The organism is Enterobacter sp. JBIWA005 (genome assembly GCF_019968805.1).
Classification (GTDB): Bacteria; Pseudomonadota; Gammaproteobacteria; order Enterobacterales; family Enterobacteriaceae; genus Enterobacter; species Enterobacter vonholyi.
This window is the reverse complement of the sequence record NZ_CP074160.1, coordinates 167,203-191,037: the sequence shown is the minus strand read 5'-3', so window position 1 is coordinate 191,037 and position 23,835 is coordinate 167,203. Positions and strand designations below refer to the sequence as shown.

At 50.5% G+C, this 23,835-nt stretch carries 15 protein-coding genes, 13 pseudogenes and 2 other annotated features; of the genes and pseudogenes, 15 read left to right on the top strand and 13 right to left on the bottom strand.

The features are described from left to right. Window positions 1–136 precede the first annotated feature (136 nt). Window positions 137–240 (top strand): annotated as a pseudogene (locus KGP22_RS24200) (replication protein RepA). Between the two features lie 35 nt (window positions 241–275). Here KGP22_RS24200 and KGP22_RS23380 read toward each other — a convergent pair. Continuing rightward, the gene (locus tag KGP22_RS23380; RefSeq protein ID WP_123061079.1) at window positions 276–554 is read right to left on the bottom strand and encodes a replication regulatory protein RepA; all 279 of its coding nucleotides are present in this window, start codon (window positions 552–554) and stop codon (window positions 276–278) included. A 177-nt stretch (window positions 555–731) separates the two neighbouring features. Here KGP22_RS23380 and KGP22_RS23375 point away from each other — a divergent pair. Beyond that, window positions 732–1,751 (top strand): annotated as a pseudogene (locus KGP22_RS23375) (IS3 family transposase); the annotation flags it as partial. Then, window positions 824–934, top strand: a sequence feature (AL1L pseudoknot). (Overlaps the previous pseudogene by 111 nt.) A 113-nt stretch (window positions 1,752–1,864) precedes the next feature. Here KGP22_RS23375 and KGP22_RS23370 read toward each other — a convergent pair. After that, complete coding sequence (locus KGP22_RS23370; RefSeq protein ID WP_143345837.1) at window positions 1,865–2,728, bottom strand: LysR family transcriptional regulator; 864 nt, start codon at window positions 2,726–2,728, stop codon at window positions 1,865–1,867. A gap of 676 nt (window positions 2,729–3,404) precedes the next feature. Between KGP22_RS23370 and KGP22_RS23365 the strand changes: the two genes are divergently transcribed. Then, window positions 3,405–4,301, top strand: coding sequence for a carbapenem-hydrolyzing class A beta-lactamase FRI-8 (locus KGP22_RS23365; protein WP_140423308.1), 897 nt, complete (start codon window positions 3,405–3,407; stop codon window positions 4,299–4,301). Between the two features lie 208 nt (window positions 4,302–4,509). Here the strand turns inward: KGP22_RS23365 and KGP22_RS23360 are convergent. Next, window positions 4,510–5,632 (bottom strand): annotated as a pseudogene (locus KGP22_RS23360) (IS3 family transposase). Between the two features lie 61 nt (window positions 5,633–5,693). Between KGP22_RS23360 and KGP22_RS23355 the strand changes: the two are divergent. The 4 genes and pseudogenes from KGP22_RS23355 to istA form a co-directional block, all read left to right on the top strand. After that, a pseudogene (locus KGP22_RS23355) lies at window positions 5,694–6,213 on the top strand (IS3 family transposase); the annotation flags it as partial. Between the two features lie 380 nt (window positions 6,214–6,593). Beyond that, on the top strand, window positions 6,594–7,166 hold the full coding sequence (locus tag KGP22_RS23350) for a hypothetical protein (RefSeq protein WP_123061076.1): 573 nt from the start codon (window positions 6,594–6,596) through the stop codon (window positions 7,164–7,166). A 37-nt stretch (window positions 7,167–7,203) separates the two neighbouring features. Next, the gene (locus tag KGP22_RS23345) at window positions 7,204–7,719 is read left to right on the top strand and encodes a hypothetical protein (RefSeq protein WP_223582598.1); all 516 of its coding nucleotides are present in this window, start codon (window positions 7,204–7,206) and stop codon (window positions 7,717–7,719) included. A 151-nt stretch (window positions 7,720–7,870) separates the two neighbouring features. Beyond that, window positions 7,871–8,602 (top strand): annotated as a pseudogene (istA, locus tag KGP22_RS23340) (IS21 family transposase); the annotation flags it as partial. A 42-nt stretch (window positions 8,603–8,644) separates the two neighbouring features. On the opposite strand, the gene KGP22_RS23335 reads toward istA, so the two are convergent. From KGP22_RS23335 to KGP22_RS23325, 3 genes are all read right to left on the bottom strand, one after another. Beyond that, a protein-coding gene (locus KGP22_RS23335; protein WP_223582561.1) for an IS3 family transposase occupies window positions 8,645–9,864 on the bottom strand; the annotation gives its coding sequence in 2 pieces (ribosomal slippage) (window positions 8,645–9,570 and window positions 9,570–9,864; 1,221 coding nt in all). Continuing rightward, window positions 9,461–9,577, bottom strand: a sequence feature (AL1L pseudoknot). Its footprint overlaps the gene before it by 117 nt. A gap of 15 nt (window positions 9,865–9,879) precedes the next feature. Beyond that, on the bottom strand, window positions 9,880–10,797 hold the full coding sequence (locus KGP22_RS23330; RefSeq protein ID WP_172621955.1) for a reverse transcriptase domain-containing protein: 918 nt from the start codon (window positions 10,795–10,797) through the stop codon (window positions 9,880–9,882). A 1,035-nt stretch (window positions 10,798–11,832) separates the two neighbouring features. Beyond that, window positions 11,833–12,915 (bottom strand): IS110 family transposase, encoded by a 1,083-nt coding sequence (locus KGP22_RS23325; protein WP_223582596.1) that lies wholly within the window; start codon window positions 12,913–12,915, stop codon window positions 11,833–11,835. Between the two features lie 55 nt (window positions 12,916–12,970). Here KGP22_RS23325 and KGP22_RS23320 point away from each other — a divergent pair. After that, a pseudogene (locus KGP22_RS23320) lies at window positions 12,971–13,159 on the top strand (transposase domain-containing protein); the annotation flags it as partial. An 80-nt stretch (window positions 13,160–13,239) separates the two neighbouring features. On the opposite strand, the pseudogene KGP22_RS23315 reads toward KGP22_RS23320, so the two are convergent. From KGP22_RS23315 to KGP22_RS23305, 3 genes and pseudogenes are all read right to left on the bottom strand, one after another. Next, window positions 13,240–13,368, bottom strand: a pseudogene (locus tag KGP22_RS23315) (IS1 family transposase); the annotation flags it as partial. Window positions 13,369–13,403: 35 nt separating this feature from the next. Further along, window positions 13,404–14,306 carry a LysR family transcriptional regulator gene (locus KGP22_RS23310; RefSeq protein WP_123061053.1) on the bottom strand — a complete coding sequence of 301 codons (903 nt, stop codon included), beginning with the start codon at window positions 14,304–14,306 and terminating at the stop codon, window positions 13,404–13,406. Between the two features lie 48 nt (window positions 14,307–14,354). Next, window positions 14,355–15,019: pseudogene (locus tag KGP22_RS23305) on the bottom strand (DDE-type integrase/transposase/recombinase); the annotation flags it as partial. Between the two features lie 158 nt (window positions 15,020–15,177). Here KGP22_RS23305 and KGP22_RS23300 point away from each other — a divergent pair. Continuing rightward, window positions 15,178–16,200: pseudogene (locus tag KGP22_RS23300) on the top strand (transposase); the annotation flags it as partial. Here the strand turns inward: KGP22_RS23300 and KGP22_RS23295 are convergent. Then, window positions 16,125–16,673: a transposase gene (locus KGP22_RS23295; RefSeq protein ID WP_223540641.1), complete on the bottom strand. Its 549-nt coding sequence runs from the start codon at window positions 16,671–16,673 to the stop codon at window positions 16,125–16,127. The pseudogene KGP22_RS23300 and the gene KGP22_RS23295 overlap by 76 nt on opposite strands. A 633-nt stretch (window positions 16,674–17,306) precedes the next feature. Here KGP22_RS23295 and KGP22_RS23290 point away from each other — a divergent pair. The 3 genes and pseudogenes from KGP22_RS23290 to KGP22_RS23280 all read left to right on the top strand — a co-directional run. Further along, the gene (locus KGP22_RS23290; RefSeq protein WP_143345797.1) at window positions 17,307–17,567 is read left to right on the top strand and encodes a hypothetical protein; all 261 of its coding nucleotides are present in this window, start codon (window positions 17,307–17,309) and stop codon (window positions 17,565–17,567) included. A gap of 6 nt (window positions 17,568–17,573) precedes the next feature. Continuing rightward, window positions 17,574–18,002, top strand: a complete 429-nt coding sequence (locus KGP22_RS23285; protein ID WP_143345796.1) for a hypothetical protein — start codon at window positions 17,574–17,576, stop codon at window positions 18,000–18,002. A gap of 77 nt (window positions 18,003–18,079) precedes the next feature. Further along, window positions 18,080–18,748 (top strand): annotated as a pseudogene (locus KGP22_RS23280) (IS21 family transposase); the annotation flags it as partial. A 48-nt stretch (window positions 18,749–18,796) separates the two neighbouring features. Here the strand turns inward: KGP22_RS23280 and KGP22_RS23275 are convergent. The 3 genes and pseudogenes from KGP22_RS23275 to KGP22_RS23265 all read right to left on the bottom strand — a co-directional run. Beyond that, a pseudogene (locus tag KGP22_RS23275) lies at window positions 18,797–19,060 on the bottom strand (ATP-binding protein); the annotation flags it as partial. Window positions 19,061–19,118: 58 nt separating this feature from the next. Next, window positions 19,119–20,060: a hypothetical protein gene (locus tag KGP22_RS23270; RefSeq protein ID WP_223582594.1), complete on the bottom strand. Its 942-nt coding sequence runs from the start codon at window positions 20,058–20,060 to the stop codon at window positions 19,119–19,121. A gap of 334 nt (window positions 20,061–20,394) precedes the next feature. Continuing rightward, a complete protein-coding gene (locus KGP22_RS23265; protein WP_123061084.1) occupies window positions 20,395–20,895 on the bottom strand; it encodes an Ail/Lom family outer membrane beta-barrel protein in 501 nt (166 codons plus the stop codon). Between the two features lie 589 nt (window positions 20,896–21,484). Between KGP22_RS23265 and KGP22_RS23260 the strand changes: the two are divergent. The 3 genes and pseudogenes from KGP22_RS23260 to KGP22_RS23250 all read left to right on the top strand — a co-directional run. Next, window positions 21,485–21,951, top strand: a pseudogene (locus tag KGP22_RS23260) (transposase); the annotation flags it as partial. 78 nt (window positions 21,952–22,029) lie between these two features. Next, window positions 22,030–22,290: a hypothetical protein gene (locus KGP22_RS23255; protein ID WP_223582592.1), complete on the top strand. Its 261-nt coding sequence runs from the start codon at window positions 22,030–22,032 to the stop codon at window positions 22,288–22,290. Between the two features lie 340 nt (window positions 22,291–22,630). Then, window positions 22,631–23,800, top strand: a pseudogene (locus KGP22_RS23250) (IS256 family transposase). The last annotated feature ends 35 nt before the right edge of the window (window positions 23,801–23,835 follow it).

The following is a 23,835-nucleotide window of genomic DNA, read 5'->3' as shown; positions in this document are numbered from 1 at the left end:
TTATGTTGCACGGAAGGAGCAAATGGCACAGAAACAGGTATTGAACTTTTCTGAGCATAAAACTATACTCCCTGCATAGAGCAACAGCTTCTATACAGTTTAAGTAGGCCCCGTTAATCTTACCGTCCCGCCAAGAATGGATGAGATTATCGGGGTTTTTGCTTTTCTGGCTCCGGGTAGACACCTCATCAGAACCAGTTCCCTGCCACCTTACGGCGTGGCCAGCCAAGAATTCGTTAAAACGATCAGTAATCTAGCACCCAACGAGAAAACGATCAAGAATGTGAAGTCTTTACATCCAGAACACCACGTTCAGAAAGTTCACGTTCGAGTAAGGTCTCAATAAACTGCGCTTGAGTGAGTCCTTCCTCTTCACAGATCGTAATCATCCAGTCTTTAAGAGGATTTTTAACAAAAACCTTCACTTCTTTATGTGTTTCACGTTTACGCGCAATCGCGGCAAGCTGTCTTTCACTTGCCGACATCGGCTTACCTTTTCGGTAAGAACGCTTTTCTTTCGATGAGGAAGTTACTGCATTTTCAGCCTGCGACATCTCTGCCCCCTCAAGGATCAAACAAGGATCGTTTCGCAGAGGATACTACAGATTCCTGAAATCAGCGACTTACTTTATGAACGTAACCCGCGTTGGCGCACGGTTTACGTTTAACGATCGTTTCTTTGGGGTCAGTACGTCTGTTTCCAGTCTGATCCCTGTGCCCATCGGGATGGCGGACTCACAAGTGACGAGCGCCAGCGCCTCAAAGAGCTGGAGCAGGAAAACCGGGAATTACGGCGTAGTAACGATATCCTGCGGCAAGCCTCAGCTTATTTTGCGAAGGCGGAGTACGACCGCCTGTGGAAAAAATAATGCCGCTGCTGGATACACTCTGCGACGGGGTCGGACCGGTATGTCATGAGCTGAATATCGCCCCGTCGACGTACTATCGGCACCGTGAATATCGCCAGCATCCGGAGAAACGTAGTCTGCGTGACCGCCGTGACGACCTGCTGAGACCGGAAATACAGCGGGTGTATGGCGGAAACTACAGTGTCTATGGCATCCGTAAAGTCTGGAGACAGTTGCAGCGGGAAGGCTTCAGTGTAGCCAGATGCACCATCGCGCGACTGATGAAGGCTATGGGGCTGGCTGGTGTGCTGCGGGGTAAAAAAGTGCGCACCACGGTCAGCCGGAAAGACGTTGCGGCAAGCGACAGGGTAAACCGTCAGTTCGTGGCAGAGCGGCCCCAGTCAGCTTTGGGTGGCAGATTTCACGTACGTCAGCACCTGGCAGGGCTTCGCATATGTCGTGTTCATCATAGATGTGTTCGCCGGCGTTATTTTAGGCTGGCGGGTATCATCGTCTATGGAGACAACGTTCGTACTGGATGCGCTGGAGCAGGCACTGTGGGCACGTCGACCTTCCGGCACCATCCATCACTCGGATAAAGGTTCGCAATATGTTTCACTGGCCTACACGCAACGGCTGCAGGAAGCGAAGCTTCTTGCTTCAACGGGCAGCACGGGTGACTCTTACGATAATGCCATGGCCGAAAGCATCAACGGTCTGTGCAAAGCAGAGGTGATACACCGCCAGAGCTGGAAAAACCGGCAGGAAGTGGAGCTGGCAACACTGTGGTGGGTGGACTGGTACAACAATCGTCGACTGCTTGAGCGGCTCGGTCACATCCCACCTGCTGAAGCAGAAAAAGAGTATTACGCTTCCATCGGGAATAAGGAGCTGGCAGTCTGAGTTCCCGGACTTAACTCTCTCCCACAAAACCGGTACGGTTCATCATCATATAATATTGGTTCTTTTCTCTTCTTATAAAATCTCTCATATCCTCAATAAAGTCAGTAATTTAATTACAGGCTGCAGTCCTGTAACCAAGTGCTGAAGGCAGTCAATGCCGTAGATTTCTGTTTTGATTTTAAAAACGTCAACCAATAACTTCCCATGTTTACTTCAATATCAAAAGGCATTTTAAGCAATCCTATCTCCAATTCCCTTCTGAACATACATGCAGGTGCCAGAGCTATTCCATCAGATATGCTAGTAGCATCAACCATAAGTCTAGATGAATCAAAAATTGGTCCTGTAATTACCCATGGCTCAACACCAGCAACTTCAAGCCAGTGATACCATTCATCCTGCCGATAAGTTCGTAATAACAATTTATTTCTTAGATCATTCGGTGAGAGAAGACTTTCTGCAACAACAGGAGAGCATAGTACAGTGTGCGGTGCAGAAAATAGTTCAATATTGTCAGTAAGAGTCCATTTTCCTGTTCCAAAGCGAATTGATGCATCAATACCTTCAGTTGCCAAATTGATTGTATTGTTATGGGTTAAAATCCTTAAGTCAATCCAGGGGTATTTTTCATAAAAATCCTTAAGCCGGGGCAAAAGCCATCCAATCGCAAAAGTTCCCACCACAGCAACAGTAAGCACTTCGAGAAATTTACCTCCACGGAATTTTTGTAAAGCTGAATCCATACGATTGAACGCATCATTAACGATAGGAAGTAAATGTGCCCCTTCTTCTGTAAGAAGTAATCCTCGCGGTAACCTTCGAAACAGAGTGACATTAAGAATGTTCTCCAGAGAACGAACGTGTTGACTTACAGCGGCTTGACTAACATGCAGTTCAAGACCTGCACGTGTAAAGTTAAGGTGGCGGGCAGAAGCCTCAAAAGCCCGTAACCCGTTCAATGGGAGGCGATTTCTCATGGCGTATTAACCTAAAAGTTTTACTTATGTCTAAGCAAATATATTATAGCTTGTCACCATAAAGAGCAAATGTATAATTCATTTTGATAGACATTTTTATACCGTTATTTTTAAATTGTTATATAAATTATGGCTGTTCAATCTTGTTTTTACTAAAATTAGCTGGAGGTATCTTAATGTTAAGTTTCTATTCCCACCCCAAGAATTGCAATGTTTCAATTAAATTCCCATCGCATGAGGAATTCATATTAAATACATTGAATAATGTGCTTATGAATCATTTTTGATTTTTATGCTAAAGGTGACCCTTTTTATTAATTGTTAGCTGAAAGGTAATCTAATATTTTAAAATTTAAAAATCATTTACTAAAAATAAAGAAATATATCACCTGACTTGCACTGTATAATTTAATGGATCAGAAAATGAATGGTTTTTTTGTGTATTAAAAATAAATTATCTGTTTATTAAATAGCCTACCTTTGTTTTTTACAACCAGGGAAATGCTTTCAATAAAAAACATCACCAGGTTGCTAACATATTAAAAGATAAAATGTTTTTATTTTAATGAAAGTATTTAATTTCGCTTTATGTTTTACATGCGTCAACAAGCGCGGACTAATAGATGGCGTATTAATTTCTGATTTATAGCCAGTAAACTTTATAAAGGTGTTAAATATGTTAAAAAAAATGCGAAAAAATGCGATTATTCTTTCTTTTTCGCTCTGCCTTCCTTTTGCTTCATCTAACTCATTTGCAAATCAGGAAAGGAATGGCCTGGCTCAAATTAAGGAACTGGAAACTGTTTTTGGAGGGCGGATAGGTGTTTATCTTTTAAATACAGAAAATGGGAAAGAGTTTTCCTACAGGCAAAATGAGAGATTTCCTTTATGCAGTTCATTTAAGGTGTTCTTAGCTGCATCCGTATTAAAAAAAACTCAGGATAAATCTTTTTCTCTTAATGATACGGTAGAGTATTCCGGTCGTGTTATGGAGAAGCATTCTCCTGTATCAGAAAAATACCTAGAAACGGGTGCAAGCGTTCAGACTTTGGCTATGGCAGCAATTCAGTACAGTGATAATGGAGCGTCTAATCTATTAATGGAAAGATACGTCGGAGGTCCTGAAGGTTTGACTGCATTTATGCGATCAACGGGAGACACGGAGTTCAGGCTTGATCGCTGGGAGTTAGAATTAAACTCAGCTATTCCAGGCGATAAACGTGATACTTCAACTCCGAAAGCAGTAGCAATGAGCCTAAAAAATATTGCATTTGGTTCTGTACTTGATGCTAAAAATAAAGCCTTACTGCAGGATTGGCTTCAAGGAAACACGACTGGCAATGCGCGAGTCAGAGCCGCAGTTCCTGATAAATGGGTTGTTGGCGATAAAACAGGCACCTGTGGTTTCTATGGTACAGCTAATGATGTTGCTATTTTATGGCCTGATTCCAATTCACCTGCTGTTATCGCTGTGTATACAACGCGTACTAATCAAAACGATAAACATGATGAAACAATAATTAAAAATGCTGCAAAAATTGCTATAAATGCAGTGTATGGAAGTTATAAATGATTTTGTTGTAATTAAATAGAGGTATTACCTGTGTAAGCGCCCCATCAGCGACGTCTGTCGACGAACCTTTAATCCGGCGATGATAGAGTCCACTTAATTTTAAAAATGGACTCTATCAAAAATGGGTAATACCTCTGATTAGTTGAATTTGATGTATAATACTCGTTTTTAGGGTTGATGATCTTACCCAGATAATGTGGACACCGCCCTAAGCGAGGTTCTGGTTTTCAAATTGTTCCGGGCTGAGTCCGCCACAGGCACTGTGACGACGCCACCGATTGTAATCACACTCGATATAATTGAACACCGCCGTTCGCATTAATTCCCGGCTGATAAAGCGCTCTCCATGGATACATTCCACCTTCAGCGAATGGAAGAAGCTTTCCGCGCAGGCATTGTCGTAACAACACCCTTTGGCGCTCATGCTCCCGCGTAGATTATGCCGTTTCAGCAATGCCTGATAATCCGCTGAACAATATTGCCCGCCACGATCCGTATGGACGATGACATTTTCCGGTCGCTTACGTCGCCACAGTGCCATCTGTAGCGCATCACACGCGAGTTGTGCCGTCATTCTTGGCGACATCGACCAGCCAATGACAGCCCTGGACCACAGACCGCCAGATACAGCCAGCCCTCATCCGTACGTACGTGATGTCACCAGCCCATTTCTGGTTCGGCCTGCTGGCGTAAAAATCCTGCTTCAGCAGGTTCTCTGATACCGGCAGACCATGCTTACGGTAGCTGACCGGCCTGAACTTACGCGCTGCTTTTGCACGAAGCCCCTGACGACGCAGGCTGGCGGCGATGGTTCTGATGTTGTACCGGGGCAATTTATCAGCCAGACGCGGTGCACCATACCGCTGTTTTGCATCACTGAACGCCTGCCGGACAGCGGCATCACAGACCAGACGGACTGCCGTCGCCGGTTAGTCTGATGACGGCGCAGACACCATGAATACCAGCCACTCCTGGCCACGCGCAGCACCCGGCACTGAACTCTGCCCGATGATTTTCGACAAAGACATACTTCATTTCAGGCGCTTCGCGAAGTATGTCGCGGCCTTTTGGAGAATGGCCAGCTCCTCGTCCCGTTCAGCCAGCAGGCGTTTAAGACGTGCAATTTCAACGGATTGCTGCTGCTCCCGCTCAGAGCCAGACAGGGCCTGCTGTTGTTTTTTACGCCAGGTATAAAGTTGAGATTCGTACAGACTGAGTTCACGGGCTGCGGCGGCTACACCAATGCGTTCAGCAAGCTTCAGGGCTTCCTGACGGAACTCGGGCGAGTGTTGTTTGCGGAGCTTGTTGCTGGTTGTGGCTGATTTGGTCATGAGTCACCTCTGGTTGAGAGTTTACTCACTTAGTCCCGTGTCCACTATTCGCGGGTAGGATCAGTTCGTGGCAGAGCATCCCACTCAGCTTTGGGTAGCAGACTTCACATACGTGAGTACCTGGCAGGGCTTCGCGTATGTGGCGTTCATCATCGACGTGTTCGCCGGAGCCATCGTGGGCTGGCGGGTGTCGTCATCGATGGAAACCACGTTCGTGCTGGATGCGCTGGAGCAGGCGCTGTGGGCCCACCGGCCATCAGGCACCATCCATCACAGCGACAAAGGTTCACAGTACGTGTCGCTGGCATACACACAGCGGTTGCAGGAGGCGGAGCTTCTGGCTTCAACGGGAAGTACGGGTGACTCTTATGATAACGCGATGGCCGAAAGCATCAACGGCCTGTACAAAGCGGAGGTGATACACAGGCAAAGCTGGAAAAGCCGTGCATGAGCTGGCGACGCTGGCGTGGGTGGACTGGTACAACAATCGCCGGTTTCTGGAAAGGCTGGGGCATATCCCACCGGCAGAAGCCGAACATGCATATTATACTTCCATCGGGAATAAGGATCTGGCAGCCTGAGTTCCCAACCAAAATACTCTCCCGGAAAACCGGGGCGGTTCAGTCTGGTTAACTCGACCAGAACAGCCCCCAATAATGGCGGGATGCAGGTTATACAGGTACCGGACAGAATTGGGGGGCGGGCTGAAGGGCTTTACTCACTGCTGAAAAGCTGTGGCTGGCAGGCCGTCTGCCACACGAGCACTGGATCCTGATGTCCGTCAGCGCCTGCTGAACTGTCTTAACGGGTGTAAAGTAATATATGAGGGACACGTGCTTTTGAAGCATAAGCACACTATCTTAAATTTAGTTGCGCTTGAACTGTACGGTTTTTTCGGGAGTCTAAACTCTCAGTGAAAGGAGGCCCAAAATGACAGTTATATTAGCGAAGGAGAAATTATGTGAAAAAGATAATCATCTACTTTTCAGGCGTTTTTGTATTTCTACAGATCTCCCTTGTTGGAGCAAATCCTCAGGACAGGGCTCATGAAACGGTTGAGCGCTTTCTGAAGTGGGAAAGGAATATTAAACCAAGCGGTATCTATCGTGAAAAACTAGGTGGCGAACTTCCTTCACTGATTTCACCGGAATTGCTGTGCCTGCTGGAGAGTGTATCTGATTTACGGGAACGTGCTATCCGGGAAGCTCCTGGCGAGAAACCTCCTTTTGTGGAAGGAAATCCATTTCTGCCTAATGCATGGGAGCGACCGCAGAGTTCAGAGATTATTTCTTCTGTTATGATTCCCGGCACTAAAAGGAGCATTGTGAGGGTACTCTTTGACTATGGGTCCGGCACTGTCTTTACCGGGACTTTCAAGGTTAATGATGGCACTCAGGGGACAAAGATTTCTGACGTGGACGCGGGTGGTTCCTGTGATTTCTGCCAGCGTGGAAGTTTACGCAAAGAACTCTATAATTCACTTCATATATATGCAGGGGTTAAGGCTTCACACTGTAAAGATCTTACAAGATGAAATCACCCAAGAGTTATTGTTATAATGTTATTAGGGGATGGCAGATTTATATGAATTTAAAAAAAACACTTTGCTTAAGTTTATTGTATTATATTTATTATTTCCATTAAATAGTTATGCCACTGATATTTCGGAGCGTTGCCTTATTTACGATAACTCTATCGGTCAGGTAAAGTTAAATACAAAAATTGTTGATTACCTAAAAGTTAAGGAGATTTCGTACGCCAAGGAAAAGAATGCAGATGGCATTTTTATATGGCATCTAAATGTGAACAAATTTTACAGCTTAGATGCCATAGTGAATTCAGCTGGTAGAATAATATATATCGAAACGTTTGATGTGCGGTGTAAAAATAAATGGGGAATTCATCCCGGCATGACGCTAACGAGAGCAGGGGAAATTATGGGGGGAATTGAAAAAACATACAGTACTGAAATTGAAATGAGGCAGTATGCCATTTTCAAAAACAGGTCTCTCCAGATATTCAGGGTAAAGGCTAATTCTGAATATACTGTAGACAGTATACTTTCAATAGGCATATCTTCGAAGTAAGCGCCCCGTCAGCGACGTCTGTCGACGAACCTTTAATCCGGCGATGATAGTGTTAGCGCCAATGATATAAGACTGTCATTTGCCATTTGAGTTGTCCGCTCCACCCAACATGTTGTTTCCTTGAGGTTCTCACACCAGAAAGGACATCGACATGCTGAGCAGAGAGGACTTTTACATGATAAAGCAAATGCGTAAGCAAGGGGCGTACATTATCGATATTGCGACTCAGGTTGGTTGCTCTGAGCGTACTGTCAGGCGGTATCTTAAATACCCTGAACCACCGGCCAGAAAAACACGCCACAAAATGGCCAAACTGAAGCCGTTCATGGACTATATCGACACGCGCCTGGCTGAGAATGTCTGGAATGGCGAGGTTATCCTCGCAGAAATTAAAGCAATGGGTTACACCGGCGGGCGCTCCATGTTGCGCTATTACATCCAGCCCAAACGCAAAATGCGGCCATCGAAGAAAACAGTCCGCTTCGAAACCCAGCCCGGTTACCAGTTGCAGCACGACTGGGGCGAAGTCGAGGTGGAGGTCGCTGGACAGCGATGCAAAGTTAACTTCGCGGTGAATGCGCTGGAGTTCTCCCGTCGCTTCCATGTCTTCGCCGCACCAAAGCAGGACGCTGAACACATCTATGAGTCTCTGGTCCGCGCCTTCCGATACTTCGGTGGCAGCGTGAAAACCGTGCTGGTTGATAACCAGAAGGCGGCGGTGCTGAAGAATAACAACGGGAAAGTGGTGTTCAACTCCGGGTTTCTATTGCTGGCCGACCACTATGACTTCCTGCCACGCGCCTGCCGTCCGCGCAGGGCCAGAACCAAAGGCAAGGTGGAACGAATGGTGAAATATCTTAAGGAGAACTTCTTCGTCCGGTACTGAACCGCCCCGGTTTTGTGGGAGAGAGTTTAGTCCGGGAACTCAGGCTGCCAGAGCCTTTTCTCCGATGGAAGCATAATACGCTTTTTCTGCTTCAGCAGGTGGTATGTGGCCGAGTCGCCCAAGGAGCCGACGATTGTTGTACCACTCCACCCATGTCAGCGTCGCCAGCTCAACCTCCGTACGGTTTTTCCAGCTCTGTCGGTGTATCACCTCCGCTTTGTACAGGCCATTGATGCTCTCCGCCATTGCATTGTCGTAGGAGTCCCCCGTGCTGCCCGTTGAGGCCAGCAGTTCCGCCTCCTGTAGCCGCTGCGTGTACGCCAGCGACACATATTGCGATCCCTTATCGCTGTGATGGATTGTGCCTGACGGACGACGGGCCCACAGCGCCTGCTCCAGCGCATCCAGCACGAATGTCGTCTCCATCGAGGATGACACCTGCCAGCCCACGATGACGCCGGCGAACACATCGATGATGAACGCCACGTACGCGAAGCCCTGCCAGGTGCTGGCATACGTAAAATCTGCCACCCAAAGCTGGTTGGGACGGGCAGCGACGAACTGGCGATTGACCCTGTCATGAGCGGCCTGCGTTTTACGACCGACTGTCGTGCGCACTTTTTTACCACGGAGCACACCGGCCAGCCCCATAGCCTTCATCAGCCGCGCGATGGTGCATCTGGCCACGCTGAAGCCTTCCCGCTGCAACTGACGCCAGACCTTGCGAACACCATAGACGCTGTAGTTTTCGTCGTACACGCGCTGTATCTCCACTTTCAGCTGGTCGTCACGTTGCTGCCGCAGGCTACGCTTCTCCGGATGCTGACGCTGCTCCTGGTGCCGGTAATATGTCGACGGGGCGATATCCAGCTCATGGCATACCGGTCCGACCCCGTGGCTCCTGCTGAGGGTATCCAGCAGCGGTATTATTTTTTCCACAGACGGTCGAACTCCGCCTTCGCAAAATAAGCGGAAGCCTGCCGCAGGATATCGTTGCTGCGCCGCAGTTCCCGGACTTCCCGCTCCAGCTCCTTGAGACGTTCGCGCTCAGAGGTGGAAAGTCCACCGTCACCTCCGCCTGCATCCCGCTCATGCTGACGAAGCCAGGTGCGCAGGGTGTCGGTGCTGCAGCCTATTTTAGGGGCAAGAGAATGGATAGCCGCGTGTTCAGAACGGTACTCATCACGCTGGTCCAGCAACATTCTGACTGCCCGTTCACGAAATTCCGGGGAGTAACGGTTTGCTGATTTTGATGCCATGTCGGATCTCCTTTTTCACTGAGAGTTTAGTCTCCCGGAAACCCGGTGCGGTTCAGCGTGTATTTCCTGTTTGAGCCGTTTGATCGCTTTCCGGGATATTGCTGTGCCCCAGTAGGGGCGCCCACCTTTGCCATAAAATCGGCCAATGGTATATCCGAGAAAATCAAAATTCCCTTCAGGTAGAGCGACCAGCCGGGTTTTACTTTCGTTAACGGTCAGCCCCAGCCGTTCCATCAGGCGCTTCATCCTTGTCATGGCCTGTTCTCCGGTTCCCCTTTTGCATAATATCACCAGATCGTCGGCATAATTGACGATCTCGCTGTTCTTCTCCCAGAAAGGAGTCCCGCTATTCCATGCCAGAATAAATCGCCTGAAATAGAGGTTTCCCAGCAACGGGCTTATTGGTGAACCCTGTGCCGTTCCACGATGAGTGTTACGGCCAGCTGTGGTCCGGATTTCGACACCCTGCCTGGTCCGTTCCACTACCGGGGCTCTGAGCCACTGGCGGATTATCCCCAGTACGCTACCATCACTTATCCTCCGGGCGATGCATTTCATCAGTTGCCCATGAGGGATCGTACTGAAGTAGTCAGATAAATCCGCATCAACGACTTCTCTGGCGAAGCGTTCAGAGATGCTAAAGTAGACTCTGCGTATGGCCATTTTGGCGTCGATGTGACTTCTGAAACCGTACTGCCGTGGGGACAGATCGGTGTCGAAAACGGGGTTAATAACGAGTAACACCGCCGTCTGAACCACTCTGTCTTTTATTGTCGGGATACTCAACGGGCGTTGTCCGCCGTTGGCTTTGGGGATCCATACACGCAACAGGGGCGAGCAACGATACTGCTTTGTGCTCAGCTCCTGCTTTAATCTTCGCAACCATTGCCCTAATCCCTGCTGTTCTATGCCAGCAAAAGACTCTCCATCCACGCCGGGGGCTCCCCGGTTGAGACGGCATCGCCTGTAAGCTTCCACGAGAACATCCGGTCGGCAAACCTTATCCCACAGACTGTGGAATTTAGCCGTTGCGTTACCCTTTGCTTTTGCCTGTAGTGTCTTCTGCAGGTTCTGAACCGATTCGAGCGGAGTTGTTAGGCTGATGCCAATCCCCGGGCTCTTCCTGCTTGGTACACTGGTACTGCAACAGGTGGCCTTCGCTCCTCTGACATTACTCAGTCTCTTCACTACTACACCCCCATCCGCCATCCATAACAACCGACTCAGCCCCTCACGGGGCGTCGTTGCCCGTCTGCCGGGCGGGCATCGTTATGGACTTCCCTTGTTGCACGATCGATCAATCGTTATGCGTGCTGTCACCACTACCCCGGTGGGTATGACCGGTGCATTTCTCACTCTCTTCCCGGTCATCGTCGGCCTTCCCCGTTATTATGGCGTGTCAGCACCCACGACGGCATTTCGAGGCCTGCTCAGTGTTCACTCACGTTACGGCCCGCATAACCTGTTGACTTCCTTAAGAAGCCGTTTCAGGGAGAGCTTCAGCCCATTCGTTACCTCCTGGACCGCCCCCTGTACTTCCGGCCGGAGCGAGAGTTAGCCGGGTCGGACTTTCACCGACGGAAAGATCGTGCCTTGCAAGGCACACACAATAATATCGCTGAAAATGCCCTGCGGACGGTCAGTCTGGGTCGTAAAAACTCTTATGACCTTTGTCAAGAATTTCGGCCGTACTTGTCCTGCACAGCCTGATTTTTCTGTGCTTTAAAACAGTCGCAGGCGTCAGAGAACCTGAAGTGACCGAGCTGTATCCTGAATTGAACAGACTCTTATTCGGAGATTAGTTGCCCCACGAAGGTTTTCGTAGTGAGCTTGCCTCTTTCTACCTGCTGGTATCGGATTGTTGCCTTCCGACCTACGTTCTTGACGAGGATCACTCATTCCGTGCCCGGCACTTCAGGGTTTAACGCTGTACTGTTACCCTGATTGTCGAGCCGTCAGGGCAATATCCTACATGAATCCTGTCAGTTCCCTGGCGACCGCTGTAACAGCAATTTGTGACCGTTTACCTCTCTGTAAGAGCGCTTTGTAGCGGGCAAATAACCGCTGTTGAGCTTTCCAGGCAATGTCTTTTGATTCCTGTGTGGTTTCAGTTGGTCGGTAGGTAATGAGCCAGCTTCCAACTTTTGCCGGAGAACGATATGCCCACGCAGCTTCGTACAATAGCCTTCGTAGTTCACTGTTACCGGTTTTTGTTATGCCCCGGGAACGAGTTTTGTTACCACTGGAATATTCCCCCGGAATTAACCCTATATAGGCCATGATTTGTTTTGGATTAGGGAAACGAGAGAAATCGCCAAGTTCTGACACAAGTGAGATTGCAATCGTTTTACCCACGCCTTTTAGCGCCTGAAGCTGGCAGACCAGATTGTATAACGACCATTCGGGTAACAGCCGATCAATCTTTTGATCCAGTTGTATTATTCGGCTTTCTATTTGTTCGAGGCTCTGACAATAGTGCTGAAATGCAATCTGTTGCGATGGTAGAGGAAAAGTCTGGTTGGCCAGCCAGATCCGATGTTTGTAACTCCACGGCTTCTTGTCATATCTCCGGTCATTACGCAGCAATATGCTCTGTATTCGCTGCCTGGCAATGCGGCTATCTTGCTTTGAAGCAGCCCTGGCCCGAACCAGATCACGCATTGCTTCGTGCGTCAGGTCAGGGATCCAGACTGGGGTTAATTCACCGGCACGTAATAATCTTGCCAGACCAACTACGTCACGGTGATCGTTTTTGATGCGGTCTGTGGGTGATTTTGGGATCCGTGATGGCGCTACAACAATACACTCAACGTCCATAGCTGTTAGCTGGTGATAAATATTGTATCCACAGGGACCCGCTTCATAACAAGCCATAATGTATGAGTATTGCTTTTTTATCTTTAAAAATAAGTGATTAATGCTTTGCTGTTGATTTGGGATGTTACCATAAAAGCGGATTTCTCCACCGCGCTCAGGACTGGCTATCGCGATAGCCAGTGATTCTTTATGCACATCCAGACCAACATAAATCGAAGGGGAATTTTGTAACATGATGACCTCCAATAATGCACCGATGCTAAAGTGATTATATAAAGGTCATACCATCTTCCTGTTCTTCGGTTCTGATCATGGTGGTGAGCGGGGGGCTCTGCTGTACAGCCTGATCGGGACGTGCAAACTGAACAGCGTGGAGCCAGAAGGCTATCTTCGCTATGTGCTTGACGTCATAGCCGACTGGCCAGTCAATCGGGTCAGCGAACTGCTACCCTGGCGCATAGCACTGCAAGCTCAATAATACATCCCTGTCAATACGGCCCTCGCTGTACGCTTACGCGCATTCGCGCGGGGTGCTGGTTTGCACCAGCGTATGCCCTCCATCTTCTGTCTATTGGTTTTCTGGTTCAGGTTGTTGCGCTCAATGCGTTGGGTGAAGATTGTGCAGGTCAGATGCTTATCCTTCGGAACTTCTCTGGCTTAGCTGCCCCAGTCGTCGCTGGTGATAATGTCCGGAATCACGCTCGTTTAGCGGCGTCGAAAATCTATTTAGAATAGCAGGAGAAGAGCTTCGGTATTTCGTGCAGGAACCAAGATTTAGCTTCTCCCATGCTGTCGCGACGCCACGCCATAATGATATCCACCTCATGGCTATATTCCGGGCTGACAACGCGCAGCCGCCCTTCAGCAATATCTTTTTCCACAAACGGATACGGCATTGTCGCCACGCCAAGCCCTGCCAACAGCGCCTGCCGTTTGTCTTCCAGCGAGGTAACTGTCAGACGAGGCTGTTTATCCAGCAACTGTACCGTCAATACAGGACGTTCACGTGCGGTATCTGCGACTGCAACACCGCGATACTTCACGCGCGTGACTTCAGACAGCGGTTCCGGCTCGTTGTGAATAGGGTGACTGGATGCAGCAACATAGATGTTATTCACGCTGTAAAGCTTGCGCGAGTTGATTTCCGAACTGGAACGCAAATGCCTGCCCGACGCAATGACGATGTCTGCTCTGCCTGTATCCAGACTCTCCCAGACTCCTGCCAGAACCTCGGTAATGATCGACAGCTGAGTGTTCGCTTTATCTGCCAGACGGTTGACTAGCGGGAACAATACTTTTACAGGCACCAGTGCTTCGGTAACTAATGTCAGATGGTTTTCCCAGCCTCGCGCCAGCACTTCGGCGTCCGCTGTAAGCTTGTCCGCAGCTTCCAGAAGCACGCGCCCTCGCTCCAGCAGCATTCGCCCCACATTAGTGAATTTTGTTCGGCGACCTGAGCGATCAAACAACAACACGTCCAGCTCTTCCTCCAGCTTCTGCATGGTGTAACTTAGCGCAGACGGAACGCGCCGCAACTCATTTGCCGCCGCTGCAAAACTGCCACGCCGGTCAATCGCGTCCATCACTCGAAGCGCCTCAAGCGTCAATGCTCTCTCTTTTGCCATCTCGTACTCAGTTGATCTTGACCCGCCATCTCCGGACAGCTTTGTCTCTTAATTTAACGATGCCCACCCTCTCCGGTATTCCCTTGGGGAGTGATATCCCAGCGCGCTGTACGGTTGTAATGCGTTAACGATGCTGCAAGGTTTCGCAGGGCTGTTCTCACATCCGGTTTTGGCATGAATATAGTCTTCCTTCATCGTCTTCACGAACCGCTCTGCCATGCCATTACTCTGTGGGCTGCTCACTACTGTTGTGCAGGGTTCCAGATTCAGCTCTCTGGCGAACCTCCGCGTTTCATGCGCAGTATACGCTGAACCGTTATCTGTCAGCCACTGCACCGGTGTGTCGGGCAACCTGTCGCCGAAGCGTTTTTCCACCGACCTCAGCATCACATCCTGCACGGCGAACTGTCATAGCCTCCCGTGCTTGCAGCCCAGTCTATGGCCTCACGGTCACAGCTGTCCAGCGCGAACGTTACACGTAGTTTTCCGCCGTTGTCACAGCCGAACTCGAAGCCATCTGAACACCAGCGCGTATCCGGCTTAAGTGTCACGACGTTGCCGGTATGACAGCGCTCTGGCTTTTTATAGCCAGATTTTGCCAGTAACAGCTTATTCGCCTGCATGATCCGGTAAATACGTTTGGGGTTAACCCGCCAGTTCTGTTCCTTCAACGCACGCTTAAGGTGCGCAGTCACGCGACGATAGCCGTTTGTTGCCCGCTCGCTGCATATCTGGCGGATAAGCGGTAACAGTCGGGCGTCATCGTCTTTGCTGTAGCGGGCTGAACGTTGCTGGCGTTTCTCCAGCAACCGGTCATACAGATTCGAACGCGATACACAGAGCACTTCTGCTATTCGGATGAGGGGATACTCCACACGTAGGGATCGACGAATGGGCCTGGTATCGGGGTCATCGTTACGGCACGCTGATAGTCAATCTGGATACTCACCGCCCCCTGGTTCTGCTTCCCGGACGCGACCGGCGTGCACTGGCATCCTGGTTCAGAAAATATCCGGAGATACAGGTAGTATCACGGGATCGCGGTGGGATCTATGCTATGGCTGCCAGGGAAGGCGCACCTCAGGCAAGGCAAGTGGCCGATCGCTGGCATCTACTGAAAAATATTGGTGATGCGCTCGAACGGATGATGTACAGATATATGCCTTTGATACGTCTTGTTGCCAGCGAACTGTCGCCAAAAAAATCAGCAGAGTCAACGCCAGTAGAGCCACCATCATCACTCCGTCGCCTGGAGCGGCTGAAACAGCAAACCCGAAAAAAACGATATCAACGCAGGTCGGAGGTGATGTCACTGCATAATAAGGGATGCGGGTTCAGGGAAATATCCCGTATCACCGGGTTATCCCGGGTGACTATAAGTCGATGGGTACAATCCGGGACATTCCCCGAAATGTCGACCCGTCCACCAAAACGGGGATTTCTCGAGCCATGGAAGGACTGGCTTGAAGAACAGCGAGAAAGCGGAAACCACAATGCCAGTCAGATATGGCGAGAAATGGCGGCGAAAGGGTTCACAGGCAGTGAAACCATCGTCAGGGACGCCGTTGCCAGATGGCGTAAAGGCTGGCTCCCTCCGGTTACTATCACCTGCCGACTTCCTTCCGCTTCCCGTGTGAGCCGCTGGCTGATGCCCTGGCGAATCATCAGAGGTGAAGAAAATTACGCTTCCCGTTTTATTAGTCTGATGTGTGAAAAAGAGCCACAGCTGAAATTAGCACAGCAACTGGCACTCGAGTTCTACCAGATCCTGAAAACCAAAAACAAACCACAGCTAAGCAAGTGGTTCATCCGTGTCCACTATTCGCGGGTAGGATCAGATAATTTTATCGAATTCAAAAATAAAACAGAAAAAATTGGCCTGAAATTTTTAAAGCATAGATAGAGAGCAATCAGAGCGCGTCTAACGAGCATGGTCTTACATGTTAAACTACTATATATGTAACTTATCATAATGAATGGATTTGGTATAGAATGGCCAAAGAAAAAGGTAGTTTGAAGTAGCATCCCGGATATTTCACGCTGTGCCACGCCCCGGGTCTTCTTCGCAAAATGGACTTTCCAGTGGCGACCATACTGAGCCTGCAGGTAACGCCGCCACTGTTCCCTGTCGCGGATATGCCCCAGCCCCGGCAGGCTGCCGGGATTAATCAGGTCGTAACTTTTGCGCAGCAGGCGAATGACGGCACCCCGCCAGATTTCTTCCACCACCTTCTTTTTGAAAAACAGCGCCCGCCAGACGCCATGTTTAACATCGAGCCCGCCGCGGGTGACGGAGGCATGAATGTGCGGATGCTGGCTGAGCTGGCGGCCACGGGTGTGCAGGGTGCAGAAGATGCCGGCCTCCACGCCCTGCTTACGGGCCCGGTGTAGTATGGCGCGGGTGGCGGCCTGAAAGAGCTGGTTGAGCAGGGGCCAGTTTTTGTTAAAGAAGGGCTACAGCAGATGGGGCATGGTAAAGCCAGTCGCAGTCGGACAGGATGTGGCTCTGCTGCGACACCCACTGCTCCGTGCTTTGAAGCCGCAGGAGCTGCAGGCCCTGGACTTGGAGCTCTGGCAGAAAAAGCGGGAGTGGCCTAGGTCAGGACCATCAGACAAATATGATGTTCAGAGAAAAACAGGGGTTTCACATCATTGCATCTGAAAACACGAATGAGGGATAGATATTGTAACGCGCGGTGCCGGGTGCCTCCCGGTGAGTCCTGGACAGCCGCCGTGACTCGCTATTATACGGACGAACCTGATAATAACTCTGTATTGGCTGTTTAGCCCCTCCGCTCAGGGGGATTCACCGCACAGGATGAATTTAAACCATTAGCCTTAATTGTGAATATTCAAATAAGAACATATTTTTGTATAATATGAGACGAAAATAACTCAGTCCGCGCATTGACTCAGCATTTTTGTTACCCAACGTGCACTGTTGCCTCACCAAAATTGTTACTTTGGCTGTGTGATAAATAATCAGCCAGAGGTCCACCTATGAGCAATGCATTGTTGCCTATGGATACCCGTCGTCAGCTTCTGCGGGCGCTGAAAACACGCTATCAGGCAGCCAGTAAAGCCGAGAAAACCCGGATCCTCGAAGAGTTCATACTGATCAGTGGGTACCATCGTAAATCAGTAATCCCGTTACTGAATGGTGCCGTCACCAGCGGCAACCAACGGCGTCGATCAGCCGCGGCTCGTTCAGTTTATGGCGCAGCTGTTCAGCAGGCTCTGATCGTACTGTGGGAAGCTTGAGATCGGTTGTGCGGTAAACGTCTCAGGGCGTTACTGCCCCAGCTTATTCCGGCGATGGAGAAACACGGGCATCTCAGCCTGAATCCGGCACTCCGCGAGCAGCTTCTGAAAGTCAGTGCATCGTCTATCGATCGCCTGTTGAAAGAAGCACATACCACTGCCGGTAAAAAGCGTAACCGGACGGTTAACCGCGTCAGTAAATGTATCCCGGTCAGAATGTTCACCGAGCATGAGCGGCATTCTCCGGGATTTATGGAAATGGATCTTGTGGCGCACTGTGGTCGGCATCTCTCTGGTACCTTTTTGTGGACGCTGTCGCTGACCGATATCGCCAGTCGATGGACAGAATGTGTGGCATTACCGGCGAGTAACGCTGAGTTGATCATCCGGGCTGTTGATAAGGTTCAAAAAAGTCTGCCTATGAGACGACAATAACTCAGTCCGGTTGGCGCTGATTATTCTGGCCGATTTTGTAATCTGAGCATCATGTTCATGATCCCACAGGAAATGGTGTGACGCTCAATACTCATCAGGTCAGTTATTACATGACGCAGCGTAAAAAAGGTGTAACCCAGCATATCTCGGCCATGAAGGCCGGTATCTCTGTTCGCTCCGGCCGCAGGATCGAAAAAGAACAGTGGTCAAAAACCGGTAATCGTCACTGGCGGACGCGTAAGGATCCGCTTGAGGCTGTCTGGGACAACGAGCTTGTCCCCCTGTTAAAAGATAGACCCGCTCTGATGCCCACGCCCCTGCTGGAAATGCTGCAGGATAAATATCCCGGTCAGTATCCCAGCAGCCTCCGCAGGACTATGCAGCGGCGGGTCCGCGAGTGGAAGCTGCAGTATGGTGCCGAGCAGGAAGTGATGTTCCGGCAACTTCATCAGCCAGGCCTGCGCGGCCTGTCGGACTTTACTGAGCTGAAAGATGTAGTTGTCACCATCAACGGCAGGTTATTGACGCATAAGTTGTACCACTTCCGCCTTGAGTGGAGCCACTGGAGCTGGATGCGGGTTGTGCTGGGTGGTGAGAGCTTCTCTGCCCTGGCTGAAGGCCTGCAGGAAGCCCTCGGAAAACTGGGCGGAGTGCCAGCAGAGCACAAGACTGACAGCCTGCGGGCAGCATGGAAACAACAGGGTGAAGATGGGCGTCGCGAGCTGACTGAGCGCTATGCTGCCCTCACCCAGCGCACAGGCCACGTACGTTTTGCCGCATCCCGTTGGCCCGGTGCTCAGCACATTTTCATGACGGTGAACATAAGCACCGGTCAGCAACTGCACCAGTAACTGCCGGTTCAGCCCCCGTTTCGGCCGGTAGTCAAGCTGTGAAGGCTGCGCATCCAGTCTCAGTTTCGACTGTCTTCGCAGGCGATTGACCTTCGAGACCTCATGCTGCAGCAGTTCGTGCTCCAGCAGAAGCCCCAGGCGCTCCTCGAAGCTCAGCGAGGTGTAGGTCATCGGTTGTGACCATTGCAGTTCCAGTGCGTTGCTCATGTGCCCCAGCCGCAGGGCCCGTATCTGTTCCAGCTGGTTGTTGTGCATTATTGTTTCCTCAGTGGTAGTACCCGGCACCGCGTACGTTGCTGTGCTCTACAGGGGATTCATCCGGCGCTTCGTCTTTCAGCCGGTCCCGGTGGTTCGTCAGCAGATTCAGGATCACCTGCCGCCATGGTCGCTCCAGTAACAGCGCCTGCTGGTAGGCATTCTCCAGCCGGGCATCGCCATATTCCCGGCTGAGATTGAGCAGCCCCAGGCAGGTCCGGTAAGCCTGTTCCGGATGAGCGCGGTGGTGCAGATGCCAGGCCACCACGGCACGGGTGGCACTGCCGATGCTTTCTCCCCAGGACAGCAGCCTGTCCGGGCACCATCGTTGCCGATGGTGCGACTCCGGCATATGTTCTGCCTGCGTGGTGAAGCCGCCCTGTTGCTGCGCTCGTGGATGCTGGGCAACCAGCGTTCCCCGGTGATAGAGGCGAACAAGCCGCGCACCTGCTTCGATATCGATATGGCTCCCAACCAGCGCGTGAGGAACAGAGTACGCATGTTTGCCGTACAGCACGTGATAGTCCGGGCCGACCTTTGCACGACGGATATCAACGTATTCATACCGGTATGGCGGCAGCGCCTTCAGTGCGGGCTTATCCAGTTTTTCGTACAGGCTTTTCCGGCAACGGAACGGTCGCTCATTCAGATCCTGCAGCAGCTCACTGATGGCCAGATTCAGTGCGGCCAGCGTGTGGAACACTTCATGCCGCAACCGCATCAGGATCCAGCGCTCCACAACCAGAACGGCATTTTCAACCTTGGGTTTATCTTTGGGTTTGCGTGGCCGCGCCGGGATCACAGCAGTGTTATAATGGCGGGCCAGCTTACGGTAGTTCTCGTTCAGTACCGGCTCATAGCGGTCTGCGCGGCTGACCGCCGCTTTCAGGTTATCCGGCACAAGAAGCTGGGGCACGCCGCCGAAGAACTCGAACGCCCTGACGTGGGCCATCAGCCAGCTTTCCTGACGCTGGTTTTCGCAGGCTTACGGTGGATTACCCCCAAATGAATCGGAAAACCGATACTGGAAAAACTCTAAAGCGGTGGCTAGTTTTAGTTGACCACTACATTTTTACATCGGTACTAACAAATATGGCACACACTGATCGCTTACATTCAACTTTATAACGATAAAAAAACATACAGTTGCGAAGATTTGTGTGTTGATGGGGATATCGAGGCCAACGCTGTACAAATACATAGCGCCGGCTAGATTGGTCAATAAATGTACTTAGCGTACGTTTTCGTACGGTTGGGCTTCAGATCCCTTATAGTGGTATATCAGTTCAATAACGATAACCGATACCAATCATCCAACTGCCAACATCAACGCTGTCAATACGACTATTTTCGTAACCGATATCTAGAGCTAATTCACTTACAGAATTAACCTGAATACCCACTCCGTAATTCAAGCCGTAGCGAAGTGAACCTGTTTGGGTGAGCTCACGTGAACCAGCGCCCACACCAAGCAAACCATAAATACTAAGCCAATCATTAAGACAGAATGACGAACCAGCAGATACCGAACCATACTTTTCTTTGCTATAAATACTGTTATTCGTACCTGTATGTTCAAGATACATAAAAGAGCCTATAACCCCCCATGCACTATTGGCATTATCATGGCGAAACTTGACGTTGAATCCCTCCGCACCATTTACAACCCCCTGAAAATCCCCCCGTGCATACCCAACAGAAACAGTGCTATTGCTCGCAAATACGTTCCCAGTCACTATTGAGAATAAACACATCCCAGCAATAGAAAATTTATGAATTTTATTCATGCACCCCATAAAACACTCCAGCAATCAGAAAGGTGAAAACGACAATGGTGTAGGTTGCGTAGTTTAGTTCCACATTCTAGTGAATGCCAAAGGAGCCAAAAAATTTAGGTAATATAATTACCTTGACGCCAGATTATATCTAACCAGTATTACTGGTGATTTTCGTGCTCAACAAGAGTATGCCTCTGAGAGATAGTAATAGGTTCAGCCACATTTAAATGCAGTTCTCCTTTTTTAACGTGCTGTAAGAGCGCTTCTCAAAGCGAAGCCCTAGATTAGCAAAGAGTCGAACTGCGCTCTTATTCTGATAACCTAGGCAGAAAGCCAAACACGGCTGCATATATCGAATCCATATGTATAGTGACCTTATCCGGTCAACACATAGAGTACAACAAATAAAAACCGCCAATTTAGGTATTATTTTGTATAAAAAAAGATATTATCTTTAATGAGAATTAATAAGCCAGTTTTTTATCAGCATAGCAGCCCTGATGATGCAGGGGAGCAAATCATGATCGACTGGGATGATCTTACCCAGTAATATCGGACACGGTATTAAGTGAGTAAACTCTTAACTCAGAGGTGACTCATGACTAAATCATCAGCAACGGAAAACAAGCCCCGCAAACAACACACGCCTGCCTTTCGGGACGAAGCGCTTAAGCTCGCTCAACGTATTGGCGTAGCAGCAGCCGCGCGCGAACTAGGTCTCTACGAGTCGCAACTTTATACCTGGCGAAGCAAACAACAACAGCAACTGACATCATCCGAGCGTGAAAGCGAACTGGCTGCCGAAAATGCCCGGCTCAAACGTCAGTTGGCAGAACGGGAGGAAGAGTTGGCTATTATCCAAAAGGCCGCGACATACTTTGCGAAGCGCCTGAAATGAAGTATGTCTTTATCGGAAAACATCAGCCTGATTTCAGCATCAAAGCCATGTGCCGAGTTCTCCGTGTCGCCGGCAGTGGCTGGTATGCCTGGCGTCTGCGTCGTCACCAGATAACTCCGCGTCAGCAGTTCCGTCTTGTCTGCGATTACGCATTGACTCAGCATTTTTGTTACCCAACGCTCACTGTTTCCTCACCAAAATTGTTACTTTGGCTGTGTGATAAATAATCAGCCAGAGGTCCACCTATGAGCAATGCATTGTTGCCTATGGATACCCGTCGTCAGCTTATGCGGGCGCTGAAAACACGCTATCAGGCAGCCAGTAAAGCCGAGAAAACCCGGATCCTCGAAGAGTTCATACTGATCAGTGGGTACCATCGTAAATCAGTAATCCGGTTACTGAATGGTGCCGTCACCAGCGGCAACCAACGGCGTCGATCAGCCACGGCTCGTTCAGTTTATGGCGCAGCTGTTCAGCAGGCTCTGATCGTACTGTGGGAAGCTTGAGATCGGTTGTGCGGTAAGCGTCTCAGGGCGTTACTGCCCCAGCTTATTCCGGCGATGGAGAAACACGGGCATCTCAGCCTGAATCCGGCACTCCGCGAGCAACTTCTGAAAATCAGTGCAAGATCCCTTCGCTGACGTCTGGAACGAAATAGAATGCTGGCTTAAAGATGAACCGCAACTGGGCAGTACCGAATTACTTCTCAAACTTGAAGGCGTACATCCTGGTCAATTTACTGAAGGTCATCGCAGAACACTGCAACGCAGGTTGCAGGAATGGCGGGTCAGGGTGGTCAGAGTACTGGTCTACGGAACTCGTGCCGATGGTAACAGCAACACCCTGATGCAACTCGGCGGCGAGGATTTCCTGCATGAGCTCACCGAATTTATGCTCAACCTCATCATGGAAGCTGACGTCACTCAGCGCATCAACGCAGAGCCTCACGAGCGCAGCGATGAACGCGAGACATACCGCAACGGCTACCGTGACCGGCAGTACAACACCCGGCTCGGCACGCTGGACCTGCGTATCCCGAAGCTGCGTGAAGGCACCTACTTCCCGCCCTTTCTCGAGGCCCGCAGGCTGTCGGAGAAGGCGCTCAACGCGGTTATCCAGGAGGCATGGATAAACGGCGTCTCGACCCGCAAGGTTGACGCGCTGGTCCAGTCGATGGGGATGACCGGCATCTCCCGCAGCCAGGTGTCCTCCATCTGCCGCGGTATCGATGAGCGCGTGTAGGCGTTCCTGCAGCGGCCGCTGGAAGGGGAATGGCCCTACCTGTGGCTGGATGCGACCTACGTGAAGGTGCACAAGAACGGACGGGTGCTCAGCGTGGCGGTAATAATCGCCTGCGCGGTCAGCCCGGACGGTCGCCGGGAGATTATCGGGATGGGTATCGGTGAGTCTGAAGCCAAAGCGTTCTGGCAGGCCTTCCTGCTGAGCCTGAAGGAGCGCGGTCTGGAGGGCGTGAAGCTGGTTATCTCCGACTCGCACAGCGGCCTTAAAGCAGCGATACAGCAGGTGTTCTCCGCCAGCTGGCAACGCTGCCGGGTCCACTTCATGCGCAATATGCTGAGCCGCGTCAGCCGGGCGAACCAGTCGGTGGTCCGTGCCGCATTGCAGCAGGTGTTCGTGCAGACCGACGAGAAAAGCGCCCATGCCACCTGGCGTGAAGTTGCCGGCCAGCTGGAGAAGAGCAACCCGGCGGTCACGGCGATGATGGATGAAGCGGAGGCGGACGTGCTGGCGTACTTCGGCTTCCCGAAAGCGCACCGGGTGAAAATCCACTCGACCAACACGCTGGAGCGCCTGAACAAAGAGGTGAAGCGTCGTGCCGACGTGGTGGGTATCTTCCCCAACGAAGAGAGCATCATGCGGCTACTGGGTGCGGTACTGACGGAGCAGAACGAAGAATGGCTGCTGCAGAACCGCTACCTGCCGCAACACAGCATGGCGGAGACAGACCAGCCCGCTGAAACCGAAGTAATCGACGCGCTGCCACTCAGTGCATAACAGGCCCGTTACCGGACCGGAAGGCTGTAACTGAA

Bases quoted from the DNA above. Each gene is read 5' to 3' on its own strand.
- KGP22_RS23380 (WP_123061079.1), bottom strand. From the start codon at position 554: ATGTCGCAGGCTGAAAATGCAGTAACTTCCTCATCGAAAGAAAAGCGT.
- KGP22_RS23370 (WP_143345837.1), bottom strand. From the start codon at position 2,728: ATGAGAAATCGCCTCCCATTGAACGGGTTACGGGCTTTTGAGGCTTCT.
- KGP22_RS23365 (WP_140423308.1), top strand. From the start codon at position 3,405: ATGTTAAAAAAAATGCGAAAAAATGCGATTATTCTTTCTTTTTCGCTC.
- KGP22_RS23345 (WP_223582598.1), top strand. From the start codon at position 7,204: ATGGCAGATTTATATGAATTTAAAAAAAACACTTTGCTTAAGTTTATT.
- KGP22_RS23325 (WP_223582596.1), bottom strand. From the start codon at position 12,915: ATGTTACAAAATTCCCCTTCGATTTATGTTGGTCTGGATGTGCATAAA.
- KGP22_RS23310 (WP_123061053.1), bottom strand. From the start codon at position 14,306: ATGGCAAAAGAGAGAGCATTGACGCTTGAGGCGCTTCGAGTGATGGAC.
- KGP22_RS23290 (WP_143345797.1), top strand. From the start codon at position 17,307: ATGAGCAATGCATTGTTGCCTATGGATACCCGTCGTCAGCTTCTGCGG.
- KGP22_RS23270 (WP_223582594.1), bottom strand. From the start codon at position 20,060: ATGGCCCACGTCAGGGCGTTCGAGTTCTTCGGCGGCGTGCCCCAGCTT.
- KGP22_RS23265 (WP_123061084.1), bottom strand. From the start codon at position 20,895: ATGAATAAAATTCATAAATTTTCTATTGCTGGGATGTGTTTATTCTCA.
- KGP22_RS23255 (WP_223582592.1), top strand. From the start codon at position 22,030: ATGAGCAATGCATTGTTGCCTATGGATACCCGTCGTCAGCTTATGCGG.